This is a genomic window from Acidovorax sp. 93 (assembly GCF_003633835.1).
Taxonomy (GTDB): Bacteria; Pseudomonadota; Gammaproteobacteria; order Burkholderiales; family Burkholderiaceae_C; genus Acidovorax; species Acidovorax facilis.
Genome location: NZ_RBIT01000001.1, coordinates 1,658,120 through 1,675,532 on the forward strand (window position 1 = coordinate 1,658,120; position 17,413 = coordinate 1,675,532).

Sequence of the window (17,413 nt, forward strand, 5' to 3'; positions counted from 1 at the left end):
GTGGCCAATTTCATCTAACAATCGTTCATTCAGCCATGCAATTTCACCCCTACACCGTGCAAATGCGCACCTCCACCGCGCTGGGGCCCGTGCGCCTGGCGGCGTCGCCCGCCGGCTTGGTCGGTGTCTGGTTTGAAGGCCAGCGCCACGAGCCCAGCCAGCGGCTTCATGGCCCCACGGCCTGGGCTGACACGGCAAGCCACCCCGTGCTGGAGGAAGCCGCCCACCAGCTCCAGCAGTACTTCGCCGGGCAACGTGCGGGGTTTGACCTGCCGCTGGACCTTTCGGGTGGCACGCCGTTTCAGCAGGCTGTTTGGCGTGCCTTGCTGGCCATCGGCCGGGGTGCCACCACCAGCTACGGCGCCTTGAGCCGCCAGCTGGGCCGCCCCCTGGCCGTGCGCGCAGTGGGCGCCGCCGTGGGGCGCAACCCGATCAGCGTGGTGGTGCCCTGCCACCGCGTGGTGGGATCGGACGGCAGCCTGACGGGCTATGCCGGTGGCCTTGATCGCAAAGCGGTCTTGCTGACGCTGGAAAATGCGCTGCCCTCCACCTCCCCCAGCGCACCCAACGCTTTCCGCAAAGGACATGCATGAACAGCCCCGGCAACCAGCCCGTTTCCACCTGGATCGGCGAATTCATCTTGCTGGCGGCGCTGTGGGGCGCGTCCTTTCTGTTCATGCGGCTGGGTGCGTCCGACTTCGGCCCTCTGCCCACGGCCGGGCTGCGCGTGGCGCTGGCCACGGTGTTCCTGTGGCCCATCATGCTGCGCCAGGGCCACTGGCCTGCGCTGCGCCAGCACTGGCGGCCCATCCTGTTTGCGGGGGTCATCAATTCGGCCATTCCATTTGCGCTGTTTTCCTGGGCTGTGCTGCACATTGCCACGGGCCTGACCTCCATCCTCAACGCCACCGTGCCGCTGTTTGGCGCGCTGGTGGCCTGGATGTGGCTGGGTGACCGCATCAACCGCCTGCGCTGGGCGGGCCTGGCACTGGGTTTTGTGGGCGTGGCGCTGCTGGCCTGGCGTGCGCCAGCGGGCACCGGGTTCAAGAGTGACAGCGCCGAATGGGCCATTGCCGCCTGCCTGTTGGCTTCGAGCTTCTACGGCCTGTCGGCCAGCTTTGCGCGGCGCTACCTCACGGGCATTCCACCGCTGGCCACCGCTACCGGCAGCCAGCTGGGCGCGGCGCTGGGACTGGCCCTGCCCACGCTGTGGTTCTGGCCTGCGCAGATGCCAGGCCTGCGCGCCTGGGGCGCCATCATTGCCATTGCGGTGCTGTGCACGGGCATTGCCTACATCCTGTACTTTCGCCTGATCGCCAGTGCCGGCCCCAGCCGGGCGCTGGCCGTGACCTTCATCACCCCCGTGTTTGCGGTTTTGTACGGCACGGTCTTCCTGGGCGAACGCATCACGCCCTGGATGGTGGGCTGCGCCGTGGTCATCGTGTGCGGCACATTGTTGTCAACCGGACTTATCAGGACACTCAGGCCCGCCCTGCCCGCCTCAGAACGGCCCTAAACTTGGCCCATGGGGTTTTCTTCGGGCTTTTGCCATCTGACCAAGTCCGTCAACGGCACCGGGCGCTGTACTGCCACACACATCCCCGGCCGCTCCCCCTGCAACTCCTGGCCTGCGGCTACCCCGCCGCAATTGGCTTGCCCAGGGGTTTTCCATGGGTAACAACACCCTTTTGGCCGCCACAGCGCTGATGTCGCTGCTGCTGGTGCTTGCCTGGCTGCCGCCGCGCGAGTCCTTGCACCCGTCGCGCCGCACCTTGCTGCTGCTGGGGTTGGCAGGCGGCCTCGTTTCCTGGATTTCTTTTGAGGCGCTGCGCTGGAACGCCCCCGAGCTGCGGGTGGTGGCCTACCCCACGGTGGCGGCGTTTCTGGCGCTCTTTTTCAGGTTTCCGGCGGCCATCATTGCGGCGCTCATCGCCCTGGTGGCAGCGGTGCGCACTGATATGTCCGATGCGGTGCCAGCCGTTGCCGTGCTGGGCGTGTCGGTGGCCACGGGGGTGTTGTGGCGCCATGTGGGGGCACGCCTGCAGGTGCCAAAATGGGCTGCACTGATCGGCCTGACGCTGACCCTGCCCCTGGCCGTGTCTGGCAGCCTGTGGGCTACCGACGGTGCATCCGACATGGCGCGAAGCCTGCCATGGCACCACGGCGCCGGGGTGCTGATGCTGGGCGTGGGCCGGTTGCTGCTGGCCAACGGGGCGCGCTCCGAGCTTTCACGCAGCGACATCCAGCAAGCCCTCGCACAACAAGAGCGCAGGCTGCGCTTGGTGCTCGACTCCATGGGTGGCGGGCACTGGGAGTGGGATGTGGTGCAGCGCCAGTTCCGCTGCCACGGCAGCTTCTACGAAACCTTCGGCATCACCGCCGCCGATCTGGAGGCGCCAGACCTGTGGCAGCGCTGGTATGCCCGGCGCCACCCGCAGGATGCCGAGCGCAATGCGGCCAGGCTGGCGCGGGCCATGGACGGGCTGGAAGACAGCTACGAAGCCGAATTCAGGGTGATGGACACCGAGGGCCGCTGGCACTGGCTCATGTCGCGCGGCACGGTGGCCACGCGCGACGCCCAGAACCGGCCGACCAGCCTCATCGGCATGGACGTGGACATCACCGCCCACCGCGCGGCAGAAGATGCGCTGCGCTCGTCCGAGGCCAAGTACACGACCTTCTACCAGACGCTGCCCGACCCCGCAGGCATCTCGCGCATCTCGGACGGCCGCTACATCGACGTGAACCCCGCATTCTGCGAGGTGCTGGGGCGCCCGCGCGAGGAGGTGATCGGCCGCACATCGACCGAGCTGAACATCTGGGCCTCTGAACAGGAACGCAAGCGGCTGGTGGAGACCTTCCGCCGCGACGGCAAGGTGGACCGCCTGCCGCTGGTTGCGCAGCGCGAGGGCGGACGCATCCCGGGACTGATGTCGGCACGCTCCGTGCTTGTGGATGGCGAAAACTGTTTTGTGTTCGTTTTCCATGACATGACCGAAGCCCACCGCGCCAGTGACGAGCTGCGGGCCCTCAATGGCCTGCTGCAGCAGGCCGGCCGCCTGGCCCGGCTGGGTGCCTGGGAGGACGAGCGCGGCAAGGGCCTGGTCTACTGGTCGGACGTGTGTTTTGACATCCACGGCCTGCCCCCCGGTTCGCCGCTGCCCCACGACTACATTGACCGCCATGTGGCGCCCGCCTACCGCGAAACGCTGCGCGCCAACTTCCGCTTGAGCATTCTGGAGCGCCGCGAGTGGAGCATGGAGATCGAGGTGCTGCACACCGACGGCCGGCTGGTGTGGGTGCGCGCCATGGGCGAGCCGGTGATCGAAAACGGGCGCGTGACCCGCGTACGCGGCGTGATGCAGGACATCGACGAGGCCAAGCGCGCCGAGCAGCGCCTGCGCCAGTCCGAAGAGCGTTTCTCGCGCATCTTTCAGCTCATGCCCTACCCCATGGGCCTGTCGCACCGACGCGACGGACGCTATGTGGACATCAACCCCGCCTGGGTGGACATGCTGGGCATCCCGCGCGAGGAGGCCATCGGCCGTACTGCGGTCGAGCTGGGAATTTTCACCGCGCACGACCGCGAAAAGCTGATTGCGGAGGTGGAGCGCTCGGGCCACCTGAGCAGCTACGAGGTCAACCTGAATGTGCGTGGCGGCCCACCCCGCACCGTGCTGCAGTCCATGCGCGCCACCGAATTCGATGGCGAGCCGTGCTGGCTGTTCTCGGTGCACGACATCACCGACCGCAAACGCAACGAAGAGCAGGTGCGGGAACGCGAGGAACTGCTCTCGCTCACCATCTCGGCGGCATCGTTGGGCCTGTGGGACTGGAATTTGCACACAGGCACCGTCACCGGCGACAGCCGCTGGCACGCCATGCGAGGCCTGGACACGCCCCACACCCCACTGGCCTCCACGCAGTGGACCGCCGGCATTGCCCCCGACGACATCGACCGCATCACCAGCGAACTGGCCCGCCACACCACCCACCCCGGCACCCCGTTCGACGCCACCTGGCGTGTGAATCAGCAGGGCGACCCCGCCCGCTGGCTGCGCAACCTGGGCAAGATCGTGGGCTTCGATGCGGCGGGCCGCCCCGCACGCATGCTGGGCGTGGCCATTGACGTCACGCCCCAGCGCGAGCAAGAGGTTCTGCTGCAGCGGCTGGCCCTGTTTGACGCCCTCACGGGCCTTCCCAACCGCGTGCTGCTGGCCCGCAAGCTGCAGGAGTGCATGGACCAGGCGCGTCAGAACGGTCGGCAACTGGGTGTGGCCTACCTGGACCTGGACGGCTTCAAGCCCGTCAACGACCGCCTGGGCCACGGCGCGGGCGACCGCCTGCTGGTGGTGGTGGGTGGCCGCCTCACACGCGCGCTGCGCCCGCTGGACACGGTGGCGCGCCTGGGCGGCGACGAGTTCGTGATCCTCATGCCCGACCTTGAATCCGTGGGCGACTGCGAGCGCATGCTGCACCGGGTGATGGACAACATCTCAGCGCCCTACACACTCGACACCGAGCGTGTGGTGGTCACTGCCAGCATCGGCTACACCGTGTTCCCGCAGGATGACGCCGACGCCGACGCCCTGCTGCGCCACGCCGACCAGGCCATGTACGCCGCCAAGCAGGCCGGGCGCAACCGGTTCCACCAGTTCGACGCTGCGCAGGAACGCGCCCTGCAATTGCAGCGCGAACAAGGCCGCCACTTGCGCGAGGCCCTGGCCGCCGCGCAGTTCACGCTGTACCTGCAGCCCAAGGTGGACATGAGGAGTGGGGCCGTGGTGGGTGCCGAAGCGCTGGCGCGCTGGCAGCACCCCGAACGCGGGCTGGTGCCGCCGGGCGAGTTCTTGCCGCTGCTGGAGGGCACCGAGCTGGAAATCGACTTTGGAGAATGGGTGGTCGAAGCCGCACTTACCGTGCTGGCGCAACTGCAGGCACACGGACTGCACCTGCCGCTGAGCATCAACATCGCCGCCCAGCACCTGCAAAACCCAGACTTTGCCGACTGGATGGCCCGGTGCATCGCCCGCCACCCAGGCGTGCCCGGCCACCTGGTGGAAATCGAGATCACCGAAAGCGCCGCCCTCTACGACCTGACCGCCGTGGCGCAAACCCTGACGGCGCTGCGTGCGCTGGGGGTGGCGGTGTCGCTGGACGACTTTGGCACCGGCTACTCGTCGCTGACCTACCTGCGCCGCCTGCCCATGGACACGCTCAAGATCGACCAGAGTTTTGTGCACGGCATGATGGGCGACCCCGGCGACCTGGCCATCGTGCAGGGGGTCATCGGCCTGGCCCGCTCCTTCGGCTACCGCGTGATTGCCGAAGGCGTGGAAACCATCGAACAAGGCCAGATGCTGCTGCAGCTGGGCTGCATGCAGGCCCAGGGCTACTGCATCGCCCGGCCCATGCCGCTGCAGGATTTCATCGGCTGGACGCCAGGGTGGCAACCGCCGGTGGGATGGCAGAAAAACCGGCCTGCGTGATTGCGCTCCGGCCGGAGTCTCGCCCCGCTCTGGCCCGGTGCCAGCGCACTGCGCCAATGGCAAAAAATCCGGGCGTTGCAACCGCCAAGGCTGTAAAAATGAATCTCCGTTCTTTTCTTACTATCGGAGGGGTCCCATGAGCGCTTTGACTTTGACCAACAGCACCTCGTACATCGCCCAGTACGTGATTCACCGGGGTGGGCTGGCCCTCGCCCGCCTGCCGGGCCTCGCCCCCGGCGCGACGCTATCCGTCCCGGAGGCCGAAACTTTCGAGATCACGGCCAGAGCACCATACTGGAAGGCAACACCTATACCTCCGCACCGATAGCAGTCAGTGGTGCGACCCGTTTTCTGGCGCAGGTGAAGCAGCAGCGCGCCCAGCAAACCTACGAATTCGAAGTGGTGACAACACCCAGTAGCGTTGCCAACCAGATGCAATTCGAAAAAACCAGCCTTGGCCCGGTGACCTTCCAGATCACGCACCAAGGTGTGCCAGTGCAAGACGTCGTAGTGCCTGATTCATTCGTGCAGGTCACGGTGGAAATCAGCGATGTCTACTCCATCTACGCCGTCATCAATGGCATCACGACTGACAGCGTGACCACATCCAATCCCAACGCCACCGTCACAGCAGTGTCCGAAGCGACCGACATGGAGTTTGGCTACTTCACCCTGGTGATCTCCTGAGCCCTGGCGTGCCAAGCCCCACGCGAACAGCACGGCGGCCTTTGCACGAAGCCCACTGCGGGTCGAAAAGGCTCGTCACCCCACCAGGTCCTTCACCTGTTGCAGCGCCGCCGGGTCTTCCATCGTCGTCAAGTCACCCGGGTCGCGCCGCTCGGCCACGGCCTGGAGCGCGCGGCGCAGCAGTTTGCCGCTGCGGGTCTTGGGCAGCACGGTCACGAAGTACACACGCGACGGCCGGGCCACCGCGCCGAGCTGGTGGTCCACCTGCTTCATCACTTCGCCTTCGAGCTTGAGGCGCGCTGCATCGTCCGTGAGGCCCGACGCATCGCGTGCCACGGCAAATGCCATGGCGACCTGGCCCTTCAGGCTGTCGGCGACGCCCACCACGGCCACTTCGGCGATGTTGGGGTGGGAGGCAATGCTCTCCTCGATCTCGCGCGTGCCCAGGCGGTGGCCTGCCACGTTGATCACGTCGTCCGTGCGGCCCAGGATGAAGTGGTAGCCGTCGGCGTCGCGGATGCCCCAGTCGAAGGTACTGTAGATCAGCCGACCGGGAATGCTCTTCCAATAGGTGTTCACAAAACGTGCATCGTCGCGCCACACGGTCTGCATGCAGCCGGGGGGCAGCGGGCCTTCGATGGCGACCACGCCCTTCTGGTTGGGGGCGGTCAGCTCTTCGCCGTTGCTCTCGTCGATCAGCTTGACGTGGTAGCCGTACATGGCCTTGCCGGGGCTGCCAAAGCGTGTGGTCTGCTGCTCCACGCCATTGGCCAGCGTCAGGATGGGCCAGCCGGTTTCGGTCTGCCAGTAGTTATCGATGATGGGAACCTGCAGCGCGTCGCTGATCCACTGGGCCGTGGGCTCGTCCAGCGGCTCGCCCGCCAGCCACAGGGCCTTGAGGGTGGAGACGTTGTACTTCCTGAGCCAGCTGGCGTCCTGCTTCTTGAGCACCCGCACCGCCGTGGGTGCCGAGAACATGTGGGTGACCTGGTACTTTTCGACAATGCTCCACCACACACCGGCATCGGGTCGCGTGGGCAAGCCTTCGTACATGATGGTCGTCATTCCCGCGATCAGCGGGCCGTAGACGATGTAGCTGTGACCCACCACCCAGCCGATGTCGCTGGTAGCAAAGTAGGTGTCACCCGCTTTGGCATCAAAGATGTGCTTCATGCTGGCGGCCAGCGCCACGGTGTAGCCACCGGTGTCGCGCTGCACGCCCTTGGGTTTGCCCGTGGTGCCGCTGGTGTACAGCGTGTAGCTAGGGTGGGTGGACTCCACCCATTCGCACGGCACCACGGTGTTCAGGTGCTGCTCGCGCAGCGGCGCCCATTCATGGTCGCGGCCCGGCTGCAGGTGCATGGGGGCCAAGCCGCGGTTGACCATGAGTACGGCGGCGGGCTTGTGTTTGGAGAGCGCAATGGCCTCGTCCAGCAATGGCTTGTAAGGCACCACCTTGCCACCGCGCGACCCGGCATCGGCGCTGACCACAGCCACGGGTTCGGCGTCTTCGATGCGCGAAGCCAGTGAGCCCGACGCAAAGCCGCCAAACACCACGGAATGCAGTGCACCAATGCGCACGCAGGCCAGCATGGCAAAGGCGGCTTCGGCAATCATGGGCATGTAGATGAGCACGCGGTCGCCCTTCTTCACCCCCAGGCTCTGCAACACGGCTGCCATGCGCTGCACCTCGGCATGCAGCTCGGCAAAGCTGTAGCTGCGCTCGGTGTCGGTTTCGGTCGAAATGGCCACCAGCGCCGCCTGGCTGGCGCGCGTGGCCAGGTGCCGGTCTACTGCGTTGTGGCACAGGTTGGTGGTGCCGCCCACAAACCATTTGGCAAAGGGCGGGTTGCTGTAGTCGCACACCTGCTGGGGCTGCGTCTTCCAGTCGATCAGCTGCGCCTGTTCGCTCCAGAAGGCGTCGCGGTTGTCGATGGACTGGCGGTAGAAATCAGCGTAAGCGGTCATTGTGGGGGTCTCCTCGGCATCTCTCTCGGCCTGCCAAGACAGCAGGTTTTGAATTCATAATTATTCATAACGGGCTTGCGGCAAACTGACGCAGGGCTTGGCATCGGCCCTGAATCCACTTACACGGGGCCACATCTCCATGGACAAAGCGACTGCCGCCCTGCATTGGGCGCTGTTCCTGTGTACCGCATGCTTTTTGCCCGCTCCGCTCCCTTGTATGACCAGAAGCACCCGGCATGCAAGGAATCTTTGGTGATGACGATTTCTGAAATAGAAATAACTATTTCACTACTTAATGCATATACTTCAATACCATGTGGTCCACCCTCATCATGACGCTGCCGACGCAGCCCAACGCCGTGCGGCTGCGCATCTGGCGCAATCTCAAGGCACTGGGTTGCGCCGCCCTGCGCGACGGCGCCTACCTGTTGCCTGAAGAACACGCGGGCCTGCTGGCCCCCATTGCCACCGAGGTGCGAGAACACGGCGGGACGGCCATGCTGCTGACTCTTACTGCGCCGGACAGCGCACAGCGCCAGGAGATCGAAGCGTTGTTCGACCGCACAGAAGCCTTCACTCAGTGGCGCGACACGGCCACCGCCTTGCAGGCGGAGCTGGCACAGCTCACGGAAACCGAAGCGCGCCGCCGCTTGCGTGGCATTGCCGACGCCCTGCAGGCCTTGCACCGCACCGACTACTACCCCAGCGGCGCCGCCGCGCAGGCCGATGCCGACCTGGCCACCCTGCGGCAGGCCCTGGACGCCTGCTTTTCACGCGGGGAGCCCGCCGCCCTGCCCGCCCATGGCATCGCGCGCCTTCACACCGTCCAGTTCCAGAACCAGCGCTGGGCCACGCGGGCGCGGCCTTGGGTGGACCGCCTGGCCTGCGCCTGGCTGATCCGCCGCTTCATCGACCCGGGCGCGCGGTTCGTATGGCTGGCCGATCCGGCATCGCCGCCTGCTGATGTCCTGGGCTTTGACTTTGACGGCGCCCGGTTCACCCATGTGGGTGCCCTGGTGACCTTCGAGGTGCTCATTGCCAGCTTCGGGCTCGAAGTCGACCCCCGCCTGCAGCGCCTGGCCCGCGCCGTGCACTACCTGGACACCGGCGGCATGCCCGTGCCCGAAGCCGCCGGGCTGGAGGCCGTGCTGGCTGGCCTGCGCGAAGTGCATGCGGATGACGACGCCCTCGCCCAGGCCGCCGCGCAGGTGTTCGACGCCTTGTACGCCGTGCCAACCACCCTTCCATCCTCCCAGGCTCCGCTGACCAGCGCCGCAACATGACCACCCCTGCGCCCACCCCCTCCGCCCTGGACCGCCCCACCCCCGTAAGCTTTGGCGAGGCCTTCCTGTTCTGGCTCAAGCTCGGTTTCATCAGCTTTGGCGGGCCTGCGGGCCAGATTGCGATCATGCATGCCGAGCTGGTGGAGCGCCGCCGCTGGATCAGCGAAAAGCGATTTCTGCACGCCCTCAACTACTGCATGCTGCTGCCCGGCCCCGAGGCGCAGCAGCTGGCCACCTACATCGGCTGGCTCATGCACCGCACCTGGGGCGGCATCGTGGCCGGGGCGCTGTTTGTGCTGCCTTCGCTGTTCATCCTGATCGCGCTGTCGTGGGTGTACCTGCGGTTTGGCGATGTGCCGGTGGTGGCGGGCATCTTCTATGGCATCAAACCCGCCGTGACCGCACTGGTGCTGCACGCAGCGCACCGCATTGGCACGCGGGCTCTCAAGAACCGCTGGATGTGGGGCATCGCTGCCGCATCGTTTGTGGCCATCTTTGCGTTCGACACGCCCTTCCCTGCCATTGTCCTGACGGCCGGGCTGATAGGCTACTTTGGCGCACAACGCTGGCCTGGCGTGTTTGCCCTCGGAGGCGGCCATGCCGACGGCCACAAGGGCTACGGCCCAGCACTGATCGACGACGACACCCCCACGCCCCCCCACGCCCGCTTCTCGCGCAGCCATCTGGCCAGGGTGCTGGCGACCGGGCTGGCACTGTGGCTGGCGGCCATGGCAACGCTGGTCGTCACCCAGGGGGTACAAGGCACGCTCACGCAGATGGGCTGGTTCTTTACCAAGGCCGCGCTGGTCACCTTTGGCGGCGCTTATGCCGTGCTGCCGTACGTCTACCAGGGCGCGGTGGAGCAATACCAGTGGCTCAGCGGCCCGCAGATGATCGACGGCCTGGCGCTGGGCGAGACCACGCCCGGCCCGCTGATCATGGTGGTGGCCTTCGTCGGCTTCGTGGGCGGCTGGCTGCAGCAGGTGTGGGGGCCGGAAGCGCTGTTTGCAGGCGCTGCTGCCGCCGCCACGGTGGTGACGTTCGTGACCTTTCTGCCCTCGTTCATCTTCATCCTCGCGGGCGGCCCGGCGGTAGAGGCCACCCACGGCAAGCTCGGTTTCACCGCCCCGCTGTCGGCCATCACCGCCGCAGTGGTGGGTGTGATCCTGAACTTGGCGCTGTTTTTTGCCTACCACCTGCTATGGCCCAAGGGTTTTGGCGGGGCGTTCGATGCCGTGTCGGCGGTGATCGCCGTGGGCGCACTGCTGGCGCTGTTCCGCTTCAAGCTGGGGGTGATGCCGCTGCTGGGGCTGTGCGCGGCCGTGGGGTTGGCAGTGACCTTCCTCAAACCCTGGCTGGCCTGAACCAGTTGTCATCCACTTCCCGGGAGTATCCCCATGCAAGCACGCCCCCAAGCCCTTCCCCTTGACCCGGCCACGCTGCCCGGGCTGTCCGAAAGGCTGCTGCGCAGCCACCACCAGAACAACTATGGCGGTGCGGTGGCGCGGCTCAACGCCATCCGGGCGCAGCTCTCGGGGCTGGACTTTGCCTCCACGCCCGGCTTTGTCGTCAATGGACTCAAGCGCGAGGAGCTGATCGCCAGCAATTCGATGCTGCTGCACGAACTGTACTTTGGCAGCCTGGGCGGCGGTGGCGCCGCCCCTGCCCCCGGCATGTTGCTGGCCCTGGCGGCCAGCTTCGGCAGCGCGGAGCGCTGGCGTGAAGAGTTTGTCGCCATGGGCAAGGCACTGGGCGGCGGCTCGGGATGGGTGCTGCTGGTGTTCCAGCCGCGCGATGGCACGCTCGTCAACCAGTGGGCCAGCGACCACACCCAGGCTGCTTCCGGTGGGGTGCCCATCCTCGCGTTGGACATGTATGAACATGCCTACCACCTCGACCACGGCGCTGCAGCGGGCGCGTATGTCGATGCCTTCATGGCCAATATCGACTGGCCTGCCGTGTACGAGCGCTACCAGCGCGCGGTCCACGCCGCCAGCGAGGGCTTGGAGGCATCGGTACAAGACGCGCATCAGGCACGCCATCGCATCGATGTGCGCCGCGCTGGTGTTTACAACGCCGCCACCACCATCCTGCCCGATGCCCCCTGGCGCGACCCGGTGGCCATCGACGCCTGGGCCGGTGAGCTGCCGACCGACGAAGAGGTGGTGGTGTACTGCGTCTATGGCCACGAGGTCAGCCGTTCCGCCGCGTTGCGCCTGCGTGCCGCAGGCATCAAGGCGCGTTTTCTGCAAGGTGGCATCGACGGCTGGATCGCGGCGGGCCAACCGGTGCAAGCCAAAGCCTTCACATTGCCCACGGGTTGAGCCGGGACTGACTGGACACCCGTCCACAGCTTCGTTGTATCTCTAAAAATGATAGCTATCAGCGCTTGGTGGATATGCGCTAGAGGCAAAAAACACTCCTATTTCTAATCGCGGCCCCGTGTGCCGCAATGATCGGGGTTTGGGCCCATTCCATGCGCCATACCTTGGCTCACTCAGAGGCGGCCCAAACCTCTACCCATCTCACGATGCCGGTTCAGCAACCGCCCGGGTGCGCAGCCTGCGCTCATAGGACTCCCGCTCGCTGAAAGCCACAATGCGCCGCCCGCGGTAGTGCGCGTATTCGTCCACAAAGGCCTGCACGCTTGCGTACGGCCCGGCGATGTGGCCTGGGCGTTTGGAATCGGCAAAAAAATAATGCTGCCCGCCCCGTTCGAACGACACCAGCCAGTGTCGGCGCAGCGTGTTGCCGCGCACAGAGACGGGGTCGAACTCGATCATCAGGTAGCGCGGCTGCACGCCGGGTTGCAGGGTTCGCAGCGTCTCCAGCGCAAAACGGGCCACGTCCACACACACGCCGCGGGGGGCTGCAAAAAAGGCGTCAGGCGCCAGGATGGGCATGCGCCCGCTGGCCTGGCGCTGGGTTTCAGACAGCTGCATCGCGCGGTCTGTGTCGTACCGGAACCGCGCGCCAATCCAGGCGTTGATGTCTTCTGGGCTCTGCCAGCGCTGCAGCGCTTCGTCGTATGTCGGCGCGTCGATGAATGGGCCACGCGGGGCAAACGCCGCCTCGGGGGCGTCGGAGTTGGGATCCGCGGCCTGTGGGACTGCACTGCAGCCACTGAGCGCCGCCAACGCCGTGAACGTCGCCAATAGCCATGCACACGACGTAAAGAACGACCGCCTCGCCCCTTCAGGCGCCGCGCGGCGCAAGTTGCCCCAAAAAACAGGGGAAGACGAAGAATAAAAACGTCGGTACATGAAAAAACCACCTTGTTGGGCTGCCCAAGCATAGGCTTTGGGCGCTCGGGTGTCTTCAATTCGATGACCGCCGCTGACCAGTGCTACCTCACGCCGCTGCCCCACCCCAACGCGCAGGGTCTGGCGCCCAGCCGTCGTTATCGACAATGTCCAGCAAGGCGCCCACACTGCTCCCCAGGTCCACGGACAACACCTCGACCGCCGCTTGTGCCCCGGCATCGCGGCGCTGCGCTGTGGTCACAAAAGCGGTAAACGCGGCCCAGTCGCGCGCCATGTGGTCCACCAGAATGCGCGCCAGCTCATACGACAGCAGGTTGCCGTCGTCGGTGCGCTGAAACGACGTGCCCGCCCAGAACTCCTGCATGCGCTCGGGCGTCCAGAAGCGTTGGTGCAGATGGTGCAGTTGCGCGGGGGTGTGCTGTGCTGGTGGCGCGCCCTTCAGGCGGCGCTCGGTGTTGACAGCCAGGCCCTCGTCCAGCCAGGTGGGCAGGTGCAGGTGGGCCAGCGCGCTGTGCGTCATCTCGTGGGCAATCACCGGCTCGATGGCCGCAAGGTCGGCTGCCACGACCACAAAATGCGGGCAGCCGAAGTGGATGAACATGCCGCCGCTGCGCGCAAACTCACCGTCCGATCCATAGAACTGCGCGACGTAGTGGTAGTAGGTGTCCTCGTCATCCAGCACGAGCAAGATGCTTTTTTCGGCCACGGGGAAATGCGCCATGCCCGCCAGCAGCCGGTCGATGCGCTGACGTGTGGTGGTCACATAGCGCGCGGTGGCGCGCGCCACTGACGGTTCCAGCGGCGACAGGATGAAGCAATCCGCCCCTTCGTGCAGACGCATGTGCGTGCCCAGCGCATCGCGCAGGTGCAGCAGCCAGGCGCGTCGGCCCTGGTTCAGCGCGTCGGCCACGGCCGCCGGTGCACGATCGCCCGCGCCGTGGGCCCAGGCGTCCAGCGCGGGCCAATCCAGCTGCGGCAGATTCTGTGTGTTTTGCAGATGCCCCCGTACGTCAAAACTCGCAACGCCTGGCGCCTCAAGGTGCTCAGGGGCTGGCTCGGCCTCCCCTGCACCAGATTCACCGGGCGCCGGCACTGCGGCGGACTGCAGGTGGATCTTCACCAGCCAGGCGCCCAGGAACGGCGGCACCCACACACCGCCCGTCAGCATCGTTTTGCGAAAACCTTGCAGACCGGTGCGCACAATCTGGCGGGTGGCCTGGACATTCAGGACCAGCAACACCACGAGCAGAACGAGACCAATCAAGACAGGGGACATGGGCGAATGGGAGCGATCAGCGCCCTCGGCGGTGCCTAACGAATACTACTATTTTGATAGCTGCTAGCGCTTGATAGATAAGCGCCAGAGGGCAAAAAGACTCAAAAACTGGCTACTTGATCAAGCCCAGCACATCCTTGAACGCCGGGTGCTCGCAGGTGCCCAGCCATTCAAACGCCACCATCTCGGTGGTCACCAGCTCGGCGCCCGCGCCGGCCAGGCGGTCGAAGGCGGCGTCGCGGTTGCGTTCGGTGCGCGAGCCGCAAGCGTCGGTCACCACCCACACCTCAAACTCGTCCTCCAGCAAATCAAGCGCGGTCTGCAGCAGGCAGACATGGGCTTCGCACCCGGCAATGACGATGGTGCCGCGCTCGGGCTCCTGTTGAGCGGGTTTTTGAAGGTGCTTGGGCAGGCTGCGCGCGTTGCCGCCCTGCTGCGGCTTGGCCGGGGGGCGCAGCCATTCGCCCAGGCCTTCTTCGGCGGCGCTGAAGTGCATCTTGGCCAGGGTTTTCTGGCACAAGGCGCGCAGCGCGGGGTCGTTGGCACCCAGTCGCGAGGGGTTTTGCTCGGTGCCCCACACGGGTACGTCGAGCATGCGGGCGATTTCGGCCAGGCGGCGTGCGTTGGCCAGCACGGCGGGGCCTTCAAAGATGGCGGGCATCAGGCGCTCCTGGTAATCGACCAGGACGAGTTGGGATTCGGTGGCGTCAAGCAGCATGGTGGGACCGTTTCTGTATTCGTTGAATCGCTGTGCGGGCGCAGCGTGTGAGGCAATGGCGCATTGTCGCAGCCCGAGCCGGGGTTTTCAGGTGCGAAGGACGGACTGCAGCGCGGAGGCCAGCGGCCCGGCCATGGGCACGGCGTTGCTCGGGTGCGGGATGCAGTCCGTGCTCCACACCTCCCCCACCCCGGCTTCATGCAGCACCTGCAGCGCATCGCCCGCAAACAGTGCGTGCGTCACCGCCACATCCACCGAGGCGGCACCCGCCTGCAGCAGCAACCGCGCGGCCAGCGCCAGCGTGCGGCCGGTGCTGGCCATGTCGTCCAGCAGCACCACGGCCCGGCCCTGTGCGTTGAGTGGGGGCAGTTCGATGGCGACATCGCGGTCGCCATGGCGGACCTTGGTGCAGACGGCATGGTCAAAGCCGTGGCGGGCGGCGGCCTGGGCGATCCACTGGGCGGATTCGCCGTCCGGGCCTACCAGGAGTGCATTGGGGCGCCGATCAGCGATCAGGTCGGCCAGTGGCTCGGCGCCGCTGAGCACCACTGCCTGCGGCACAGGGATGGCCTGCTCCAGCCGCTCGATGCGGTGCAGGTGCGGGTCCACCGTGATCACCGCGTCGAACAGGCCCGCCAGAAACCCGCCCACCACCTGCTGGCTCACGGCCTCGCCAGGGTGGAAGGCGATGTCCTGCCGCATATAGGCCAGGTACGGCGCTACCAGCGTGAGCTGCTGCGCGCCCAGGCTGCGGGCCGTGCGCGCGGCCAGCAGCAGTTCCACCAGCTTTTCATTGGGCTGGTGCAGGCTGCGCAGCAGCACCACCCGCCGGGGCAGGCGGCCCGCCGCGTTGACGGGCAAACGCAGCTTGAGTTCACCATCGGGGAAGCGGTGGCGCTCGACGGCCTGGGCAGTCATGCCAGCTGCCTGCGCCAGGCGCAGCGCAGGGGCCTCTTCGTCGGCAAAGTACAGCAGACACGCTGGGTGGGGGGCAACAGTCACTGTCAGAACTCCACAAAAACCTTGGGCACCTCGTCAGCGGTCCCCAGGCGGTAGCCGGTGTCACGCTCGCATGCGTGGCGCGCAAACTCCAGGTCGGCCGGGTAGCTGGCGTGCACGCGGTACAGCACGTCCCCGGCAGCCACGGTGTCGCCCAGCTTGTGCATCAGGTCCACCCCGGCGCCGGGCACCTTGGGCGCACCGGCCAGTCGGGCCACGCGGGCGATCTGGTAGTTGTCGATGCCCGCGACAACGCCGCTGGCGGGGGCCACCACGTCCAGTGTCAGTACACCCAGTGCCGGGTGGTTGTGGTCAAACCCTGTGCTGCCCTGGGCGGCGATGATGGCGTTCATGCGCGCCAGCGCCCGGCCGGAATCAAGAATGTCGCGCGCAATCGCGTAGCCGTCGCCGCCGCGCACATCAGGGTCGCACTCGATCAGGCGCCCAGCCAGGCGCAGCGCCTTCTGCCGCAGGTCGTCGGGTGCGCGCGGATCGTTCTGCAGCACGCGCATCACGTCGCGCGCCTCCAGCACCGGGCCCACGCCGTTGCCCACGGGCTGGCGGCCATCGGTGATGACCACGTCGAGCGACAGGCCCATGCGCCGCGCCACATATTCAAACAGGCGGCGCAGACGCTGTGCGTCGGGCATGGAGCGCACCTTGGCCGTGGGGCCGATGGGGATGTCGAGCACGAGGTGCGTGGCACCGGCCGCCACCTTTTTGGACAGGATGGACGCCACCATCTGCCCGGCGGAGTCGATGGACAGCGGCCGCTCCACCGAGATCAGCACATCGTCGGCGGGCGACAGGTTGGCCGTGCCGCCCCAGGCAAGGCAGCCCCGGTAGTCGCGCACGATGTCGGCCAGCTGCTCCAGCGGCAGCTCGACCTTGGCCAGCACCTCCATGGTGTCGGCCGTACCGGCAGGCGAGGTGATGGCACGCGAGGACGTCTTGGGGCACAACATGCCGTGCGCCGCCACGATGGGCACAACCAGCATGGTGGTGCGGTTGCCCGGTATCCCGCCAATGCAGTGCTTGTCCACCACCAGCGGTTCGTGCCAGTCCAGGCGCCGGCCGCTGGCCACCATGGCATCGGTGAGGAAGAACACCTCCTCCCGGTCCAGCTCGCTGCGGTGGCAGGCCACTACAAAGGCGGTGAGTTCGATCTTGGAATACCGGTGGTCGGCGATGTCGCGCACGATGGCGCCAAAGTCCTCGCGGGTGAGGCGCTCGCTGGCGATCTTGCGGAACAGCGCGCCCATCGATTCGGGAGGCTCGGCCTGGGCGACCGACACGGTGTGGCCGTTGTCCACGCCCAGCTGGGCAAACGCGTCTTCCGACAGGCCCAGCTCGTTGCAACCCACGATGGCAGGGTCGTCCACCACGTTGACCGTGGCCAGGATACGGCGGCCATTGGCGCGCACCTCGATCTTGGACAGGGCCTGGAAGCCCTCGGCCCGATACACGGCGCAGTCGCGGTGCAGGTAGGCGACGTTTTCGCGCCAGGTGTCGATGGCCACGCGGCGCAGGGCCAGCTGAGACCGGGGCGGCGCGTCGGCCGAAGCGGATGGCTCTGCGGGATCAGAGGCAGGAGAGGAAGAAGAGGACGGCTCGGAATGCATCGCGTCAGCCTAACTCCAAAGTGACCACCGAGACCCTGGGAACACCCCGCGCGACGGCGTCTGGAGCGTAGATCTTTCAGCCGTCATGACCTAGGTCAAGACTGCCAT

The 17,413-nt window shown here is 66.5% G+C and carries 13 protein-coding genes; 7 read left to right on the forward strand and 6 right to left on the reverse strand.

Annotated elements, in window-relative coordinates; all coding sequences use genetic code 11:
- Window positions 1-35 precede the first annotated feature (35 nt).
- The 4 genes from C8C93_RS07485 to C8C93_RS07505 all read left to right on the forward strand — a co-directional run bounded on the left by C8C93_RS07485 (window position 36) and on the right by C8C93_RS07505 (window position 6,176).
- The gene (locus tag C8C93_RS07485) at window positions 36-593 is read left to right on the forward strand and encodes a methylated-DNA--[protein]-cysteine S-methyltransferase (RefSeq protein WP_121506428.1); all 558 of its coding nucleotides are present in this window, start codon (window positions 36-38) and stop codon (window positions 591-593) included.
- A complete protein-coding gene (locus C8C93_RS07490; RefSeq protein WP_055401926.1) occupies window positions 590-1,516 on the forward strand; it encodes a DMT family transporter in 927 nt (308 codons plus the stop codon). The genes C8C93_RS07485 and C8C93_RS07490 overlap by 4 nt, the downstream gene beginning before the upstream one ends.
- A 154-nt stretch (window positions 1,517-1,670) precedes the next feature.
- On the forward strand, window positions 1,671-5,489 hold the full coding sequence (locus tag C8C93_RS07495; RefSeq protein ID WP_121506429.1) for an EAL domain-containing protein: 3,819 nt from the start codon (window positions 1,671-1,673) through the stop codon (window positions 5,487-5,489).
- A gap of 432 nt (window positions 5,490-5,921) precedes the next feature.
- Window positions 5,922-6,176 carry a hypothetical protein gene (locus tag C8C93_RS07505; protein ID WP_147433738.1) on the forward strand — a complete coding sequence of 85 codons (255 nt, stop codon included), beginning with the start codon at window positions 5,922-5,924 and terminating at the stop codon, window positions 6,174-6,176.
- 75 nt (window positions 6,177-6,251) lie between these two features.
- On the opposite strand, the gene C8C93_RS07510 is transcribed toward C8C93_RS07505, so the two are convergent.
- Window positions 6,252-8,186, reverse strand: a complete 1,935-nt coding sequence (locus tag C8C93_RS07510; protein WP_255424302.1) for a propionate--CoA ligase — start codon at window positions 8,184-8,186, stop codon at window positions 6,252-6,254.
- A gap of 272 nt (window positions 8,187-8,458) precedes the next feature.
- Here C8C93_RS07510 and C8C93_RS07515 point away from each other — a divergent pair, with 272 nt between their 5' ends.
- From C8C93_RS07515 to C8C93_RS07525, 3 genes are read left to right on the forward strand one after another with little or no spacing between them, the layout of a single operon-like run.
- Window positions 8,459-9,427 carry a chromate resistance protein ChrB domain-containing protein gene (locus C8C93_RS07515; RefSeq protein WP_121506433.1) on the forward strand — a complete coding sequence of 323 codons (969 nt, stop codon included), beginning with the start codon at window positions 8,459-8,461 and terminating at the stop codon, window positions 9,425-9,427.
- Window positions 9,424-10,791 (forward strand): chromate efflux transporter, encoded by a 1,368-nt coding sequence (chrA, locus tag C8C93_RS07520; RefSeq protein WP_121506434.1) that lies wholly within the window; start codon window positions 9,424-9,426, stop codon window positions 10,789-10,791. Before C8C93_RS07515 ends, chrA begins: the two co-directional genes overlap by 4 nt.
- A 33-nt stretch (window positions 10,792-10,824) precedes the next feature.
- Window positions 10,825-11,751, forward strand: a complete 927-nt coding sequence (locus C8C93_RS07525) for a Fe-Mn family superoxide dismutase (protein ID WP_121506435.1) — start codon at window positions 10,825-10,827, stop codon at window positions 11,749-11,751.
- A gap of 201 nt (window positions 11,752-11,952) precedes the next feature.
- Here C8C93_RS07525 and C8C93_RS07530 read toward each other — a convergent pair whose 3' ends face one another.
- The 5 genes from C8C93_RS07530 to C8C93_RS07550 form a co-directional block, all read right to left on the reverse strand.
- Window positions 11,953-12,582 (reverse strand): hypothetical protein, encoded by a 630-nt coding sequence (locus tag C8C93_RS07530; RefSeq protein WP_147433739.1) that lies wholly within the window; start codon window positions 12,580-12,582, stop codon window positions 11,953-11,955.
- Window positions 12,583-12,778: 196 nt separating this feature from the next.
- Entirely contained in the window at window positions 12,779-13,966 is a 1,188-nt protein-coding gene (locus C8C93_RS07535; protein WP_121506436.1) for a hypothetical protein, read from the reverse strand.
- Window positions 13,967-14,078: 112 nt separating this feature from the next.
- Entirely contained in the window at window positions 14,079-14,684 is a 606-nt protein-coding gene (locus C8C93_RS07540) for an isochorismatase family protein (RefSeq protein WP_055396123.1), read from the reverse strand.
- An 87-nt stretch (window positions 14,685-14,771) separates the two neighbouring features.
- On the reverse strand, window positions 14,772-15,686 hold the full coding sequence (locus tag C8C93_RS07545) for a ribose-phosphate diphosphokinase (RefSeq protein ID WP_121506437.1): 915 nt from the start codon (window positions 15,684-15,686) through the stop codon (window positions 14,772-14,774).
- 2 nt (window positions 15,687-15,688) lie between these two features.
- Window positions 15,689-17,305, reverse strand: coding sequence for a thymidine phosphorylase family protein (locus tag C8C93_RS07550; protein ID WP_233559260.1), 1,617 nt, complete (start codon window positions 17,303-17,305; stop codon window positions 15,689-15,691).
- Window positions 17,306-17,413: the final 108 nt, after the last annotated feature.

Coding starts and splice junctions, on each gene's coding strand:
- C8C93_RS07485 (WP_121506428.1), top strand. CDS start 36: ATGCAATTTCACCCCTACACCGTGCAAATGCGCACCTCCACCGCGCTG.
- C8C93_RS07490 (WP_055401926.1), top strand. CDS start 590: ATGAACAGCCCCGGCAACCAGCCCGTTTCCACCTGGATCGGCGAATTC.
- C8C93_RS07495 (WP_121506429.1), top strand. CDS start 1,671: ATGGGTAACAACACCCTTTTGGCCGCCACAGCGCTGATGTCGCTGCTG.
- C8C93_RS07505 (WP_147433738.1), top strand. CDS start 5,922: ATGCAATTCGAAAAAACCAGCCTTGGCCCGGTGACCTTCCAGATCACG.
- C8C93_RS07515 (WP_121506433.1), top strand. CDS start 8,459: ATGTGGTCCACCCTCATCATGACGCTGCCGACGCAGCCCAACGCCGTG.
- chrA (WP_121506434.1), top strand. CDS start 9,424: ATGACCACCCCTGCGCCCACCCCCTCCGCCCTGGACCGCCCCACCCCC.
- C8C93_RS07525 (WP_121506435.1), top strand. CDS start 10,825: ATGCAAGCACGCCCCCAAGCCCTTCCCCTTGACCCGGCCACGCTGCCC.
- C8C93_RS07535 (WP_121506436.1), bottom strand. CDS start 13,966: ATGTCCCCTGTCTTGATTGGTCTCGTTCTGCTCGTGGTGTTGCTGGTC.
- C8C93_RS07540 (WP_055396123.1), bottom strand. CDS start 14,684: ATGCTGCTTGACGCCACCGAATCCCAACTCGTCCTGGTCGATTACCAG.
- C8C93_RS07550 (WP_233559260.1), bottom strand. CDS start 17,305: ATGCATTCCGAGCCGTCCTCTTCTTCCTCTCCTGCCTCTGATCCCGCA.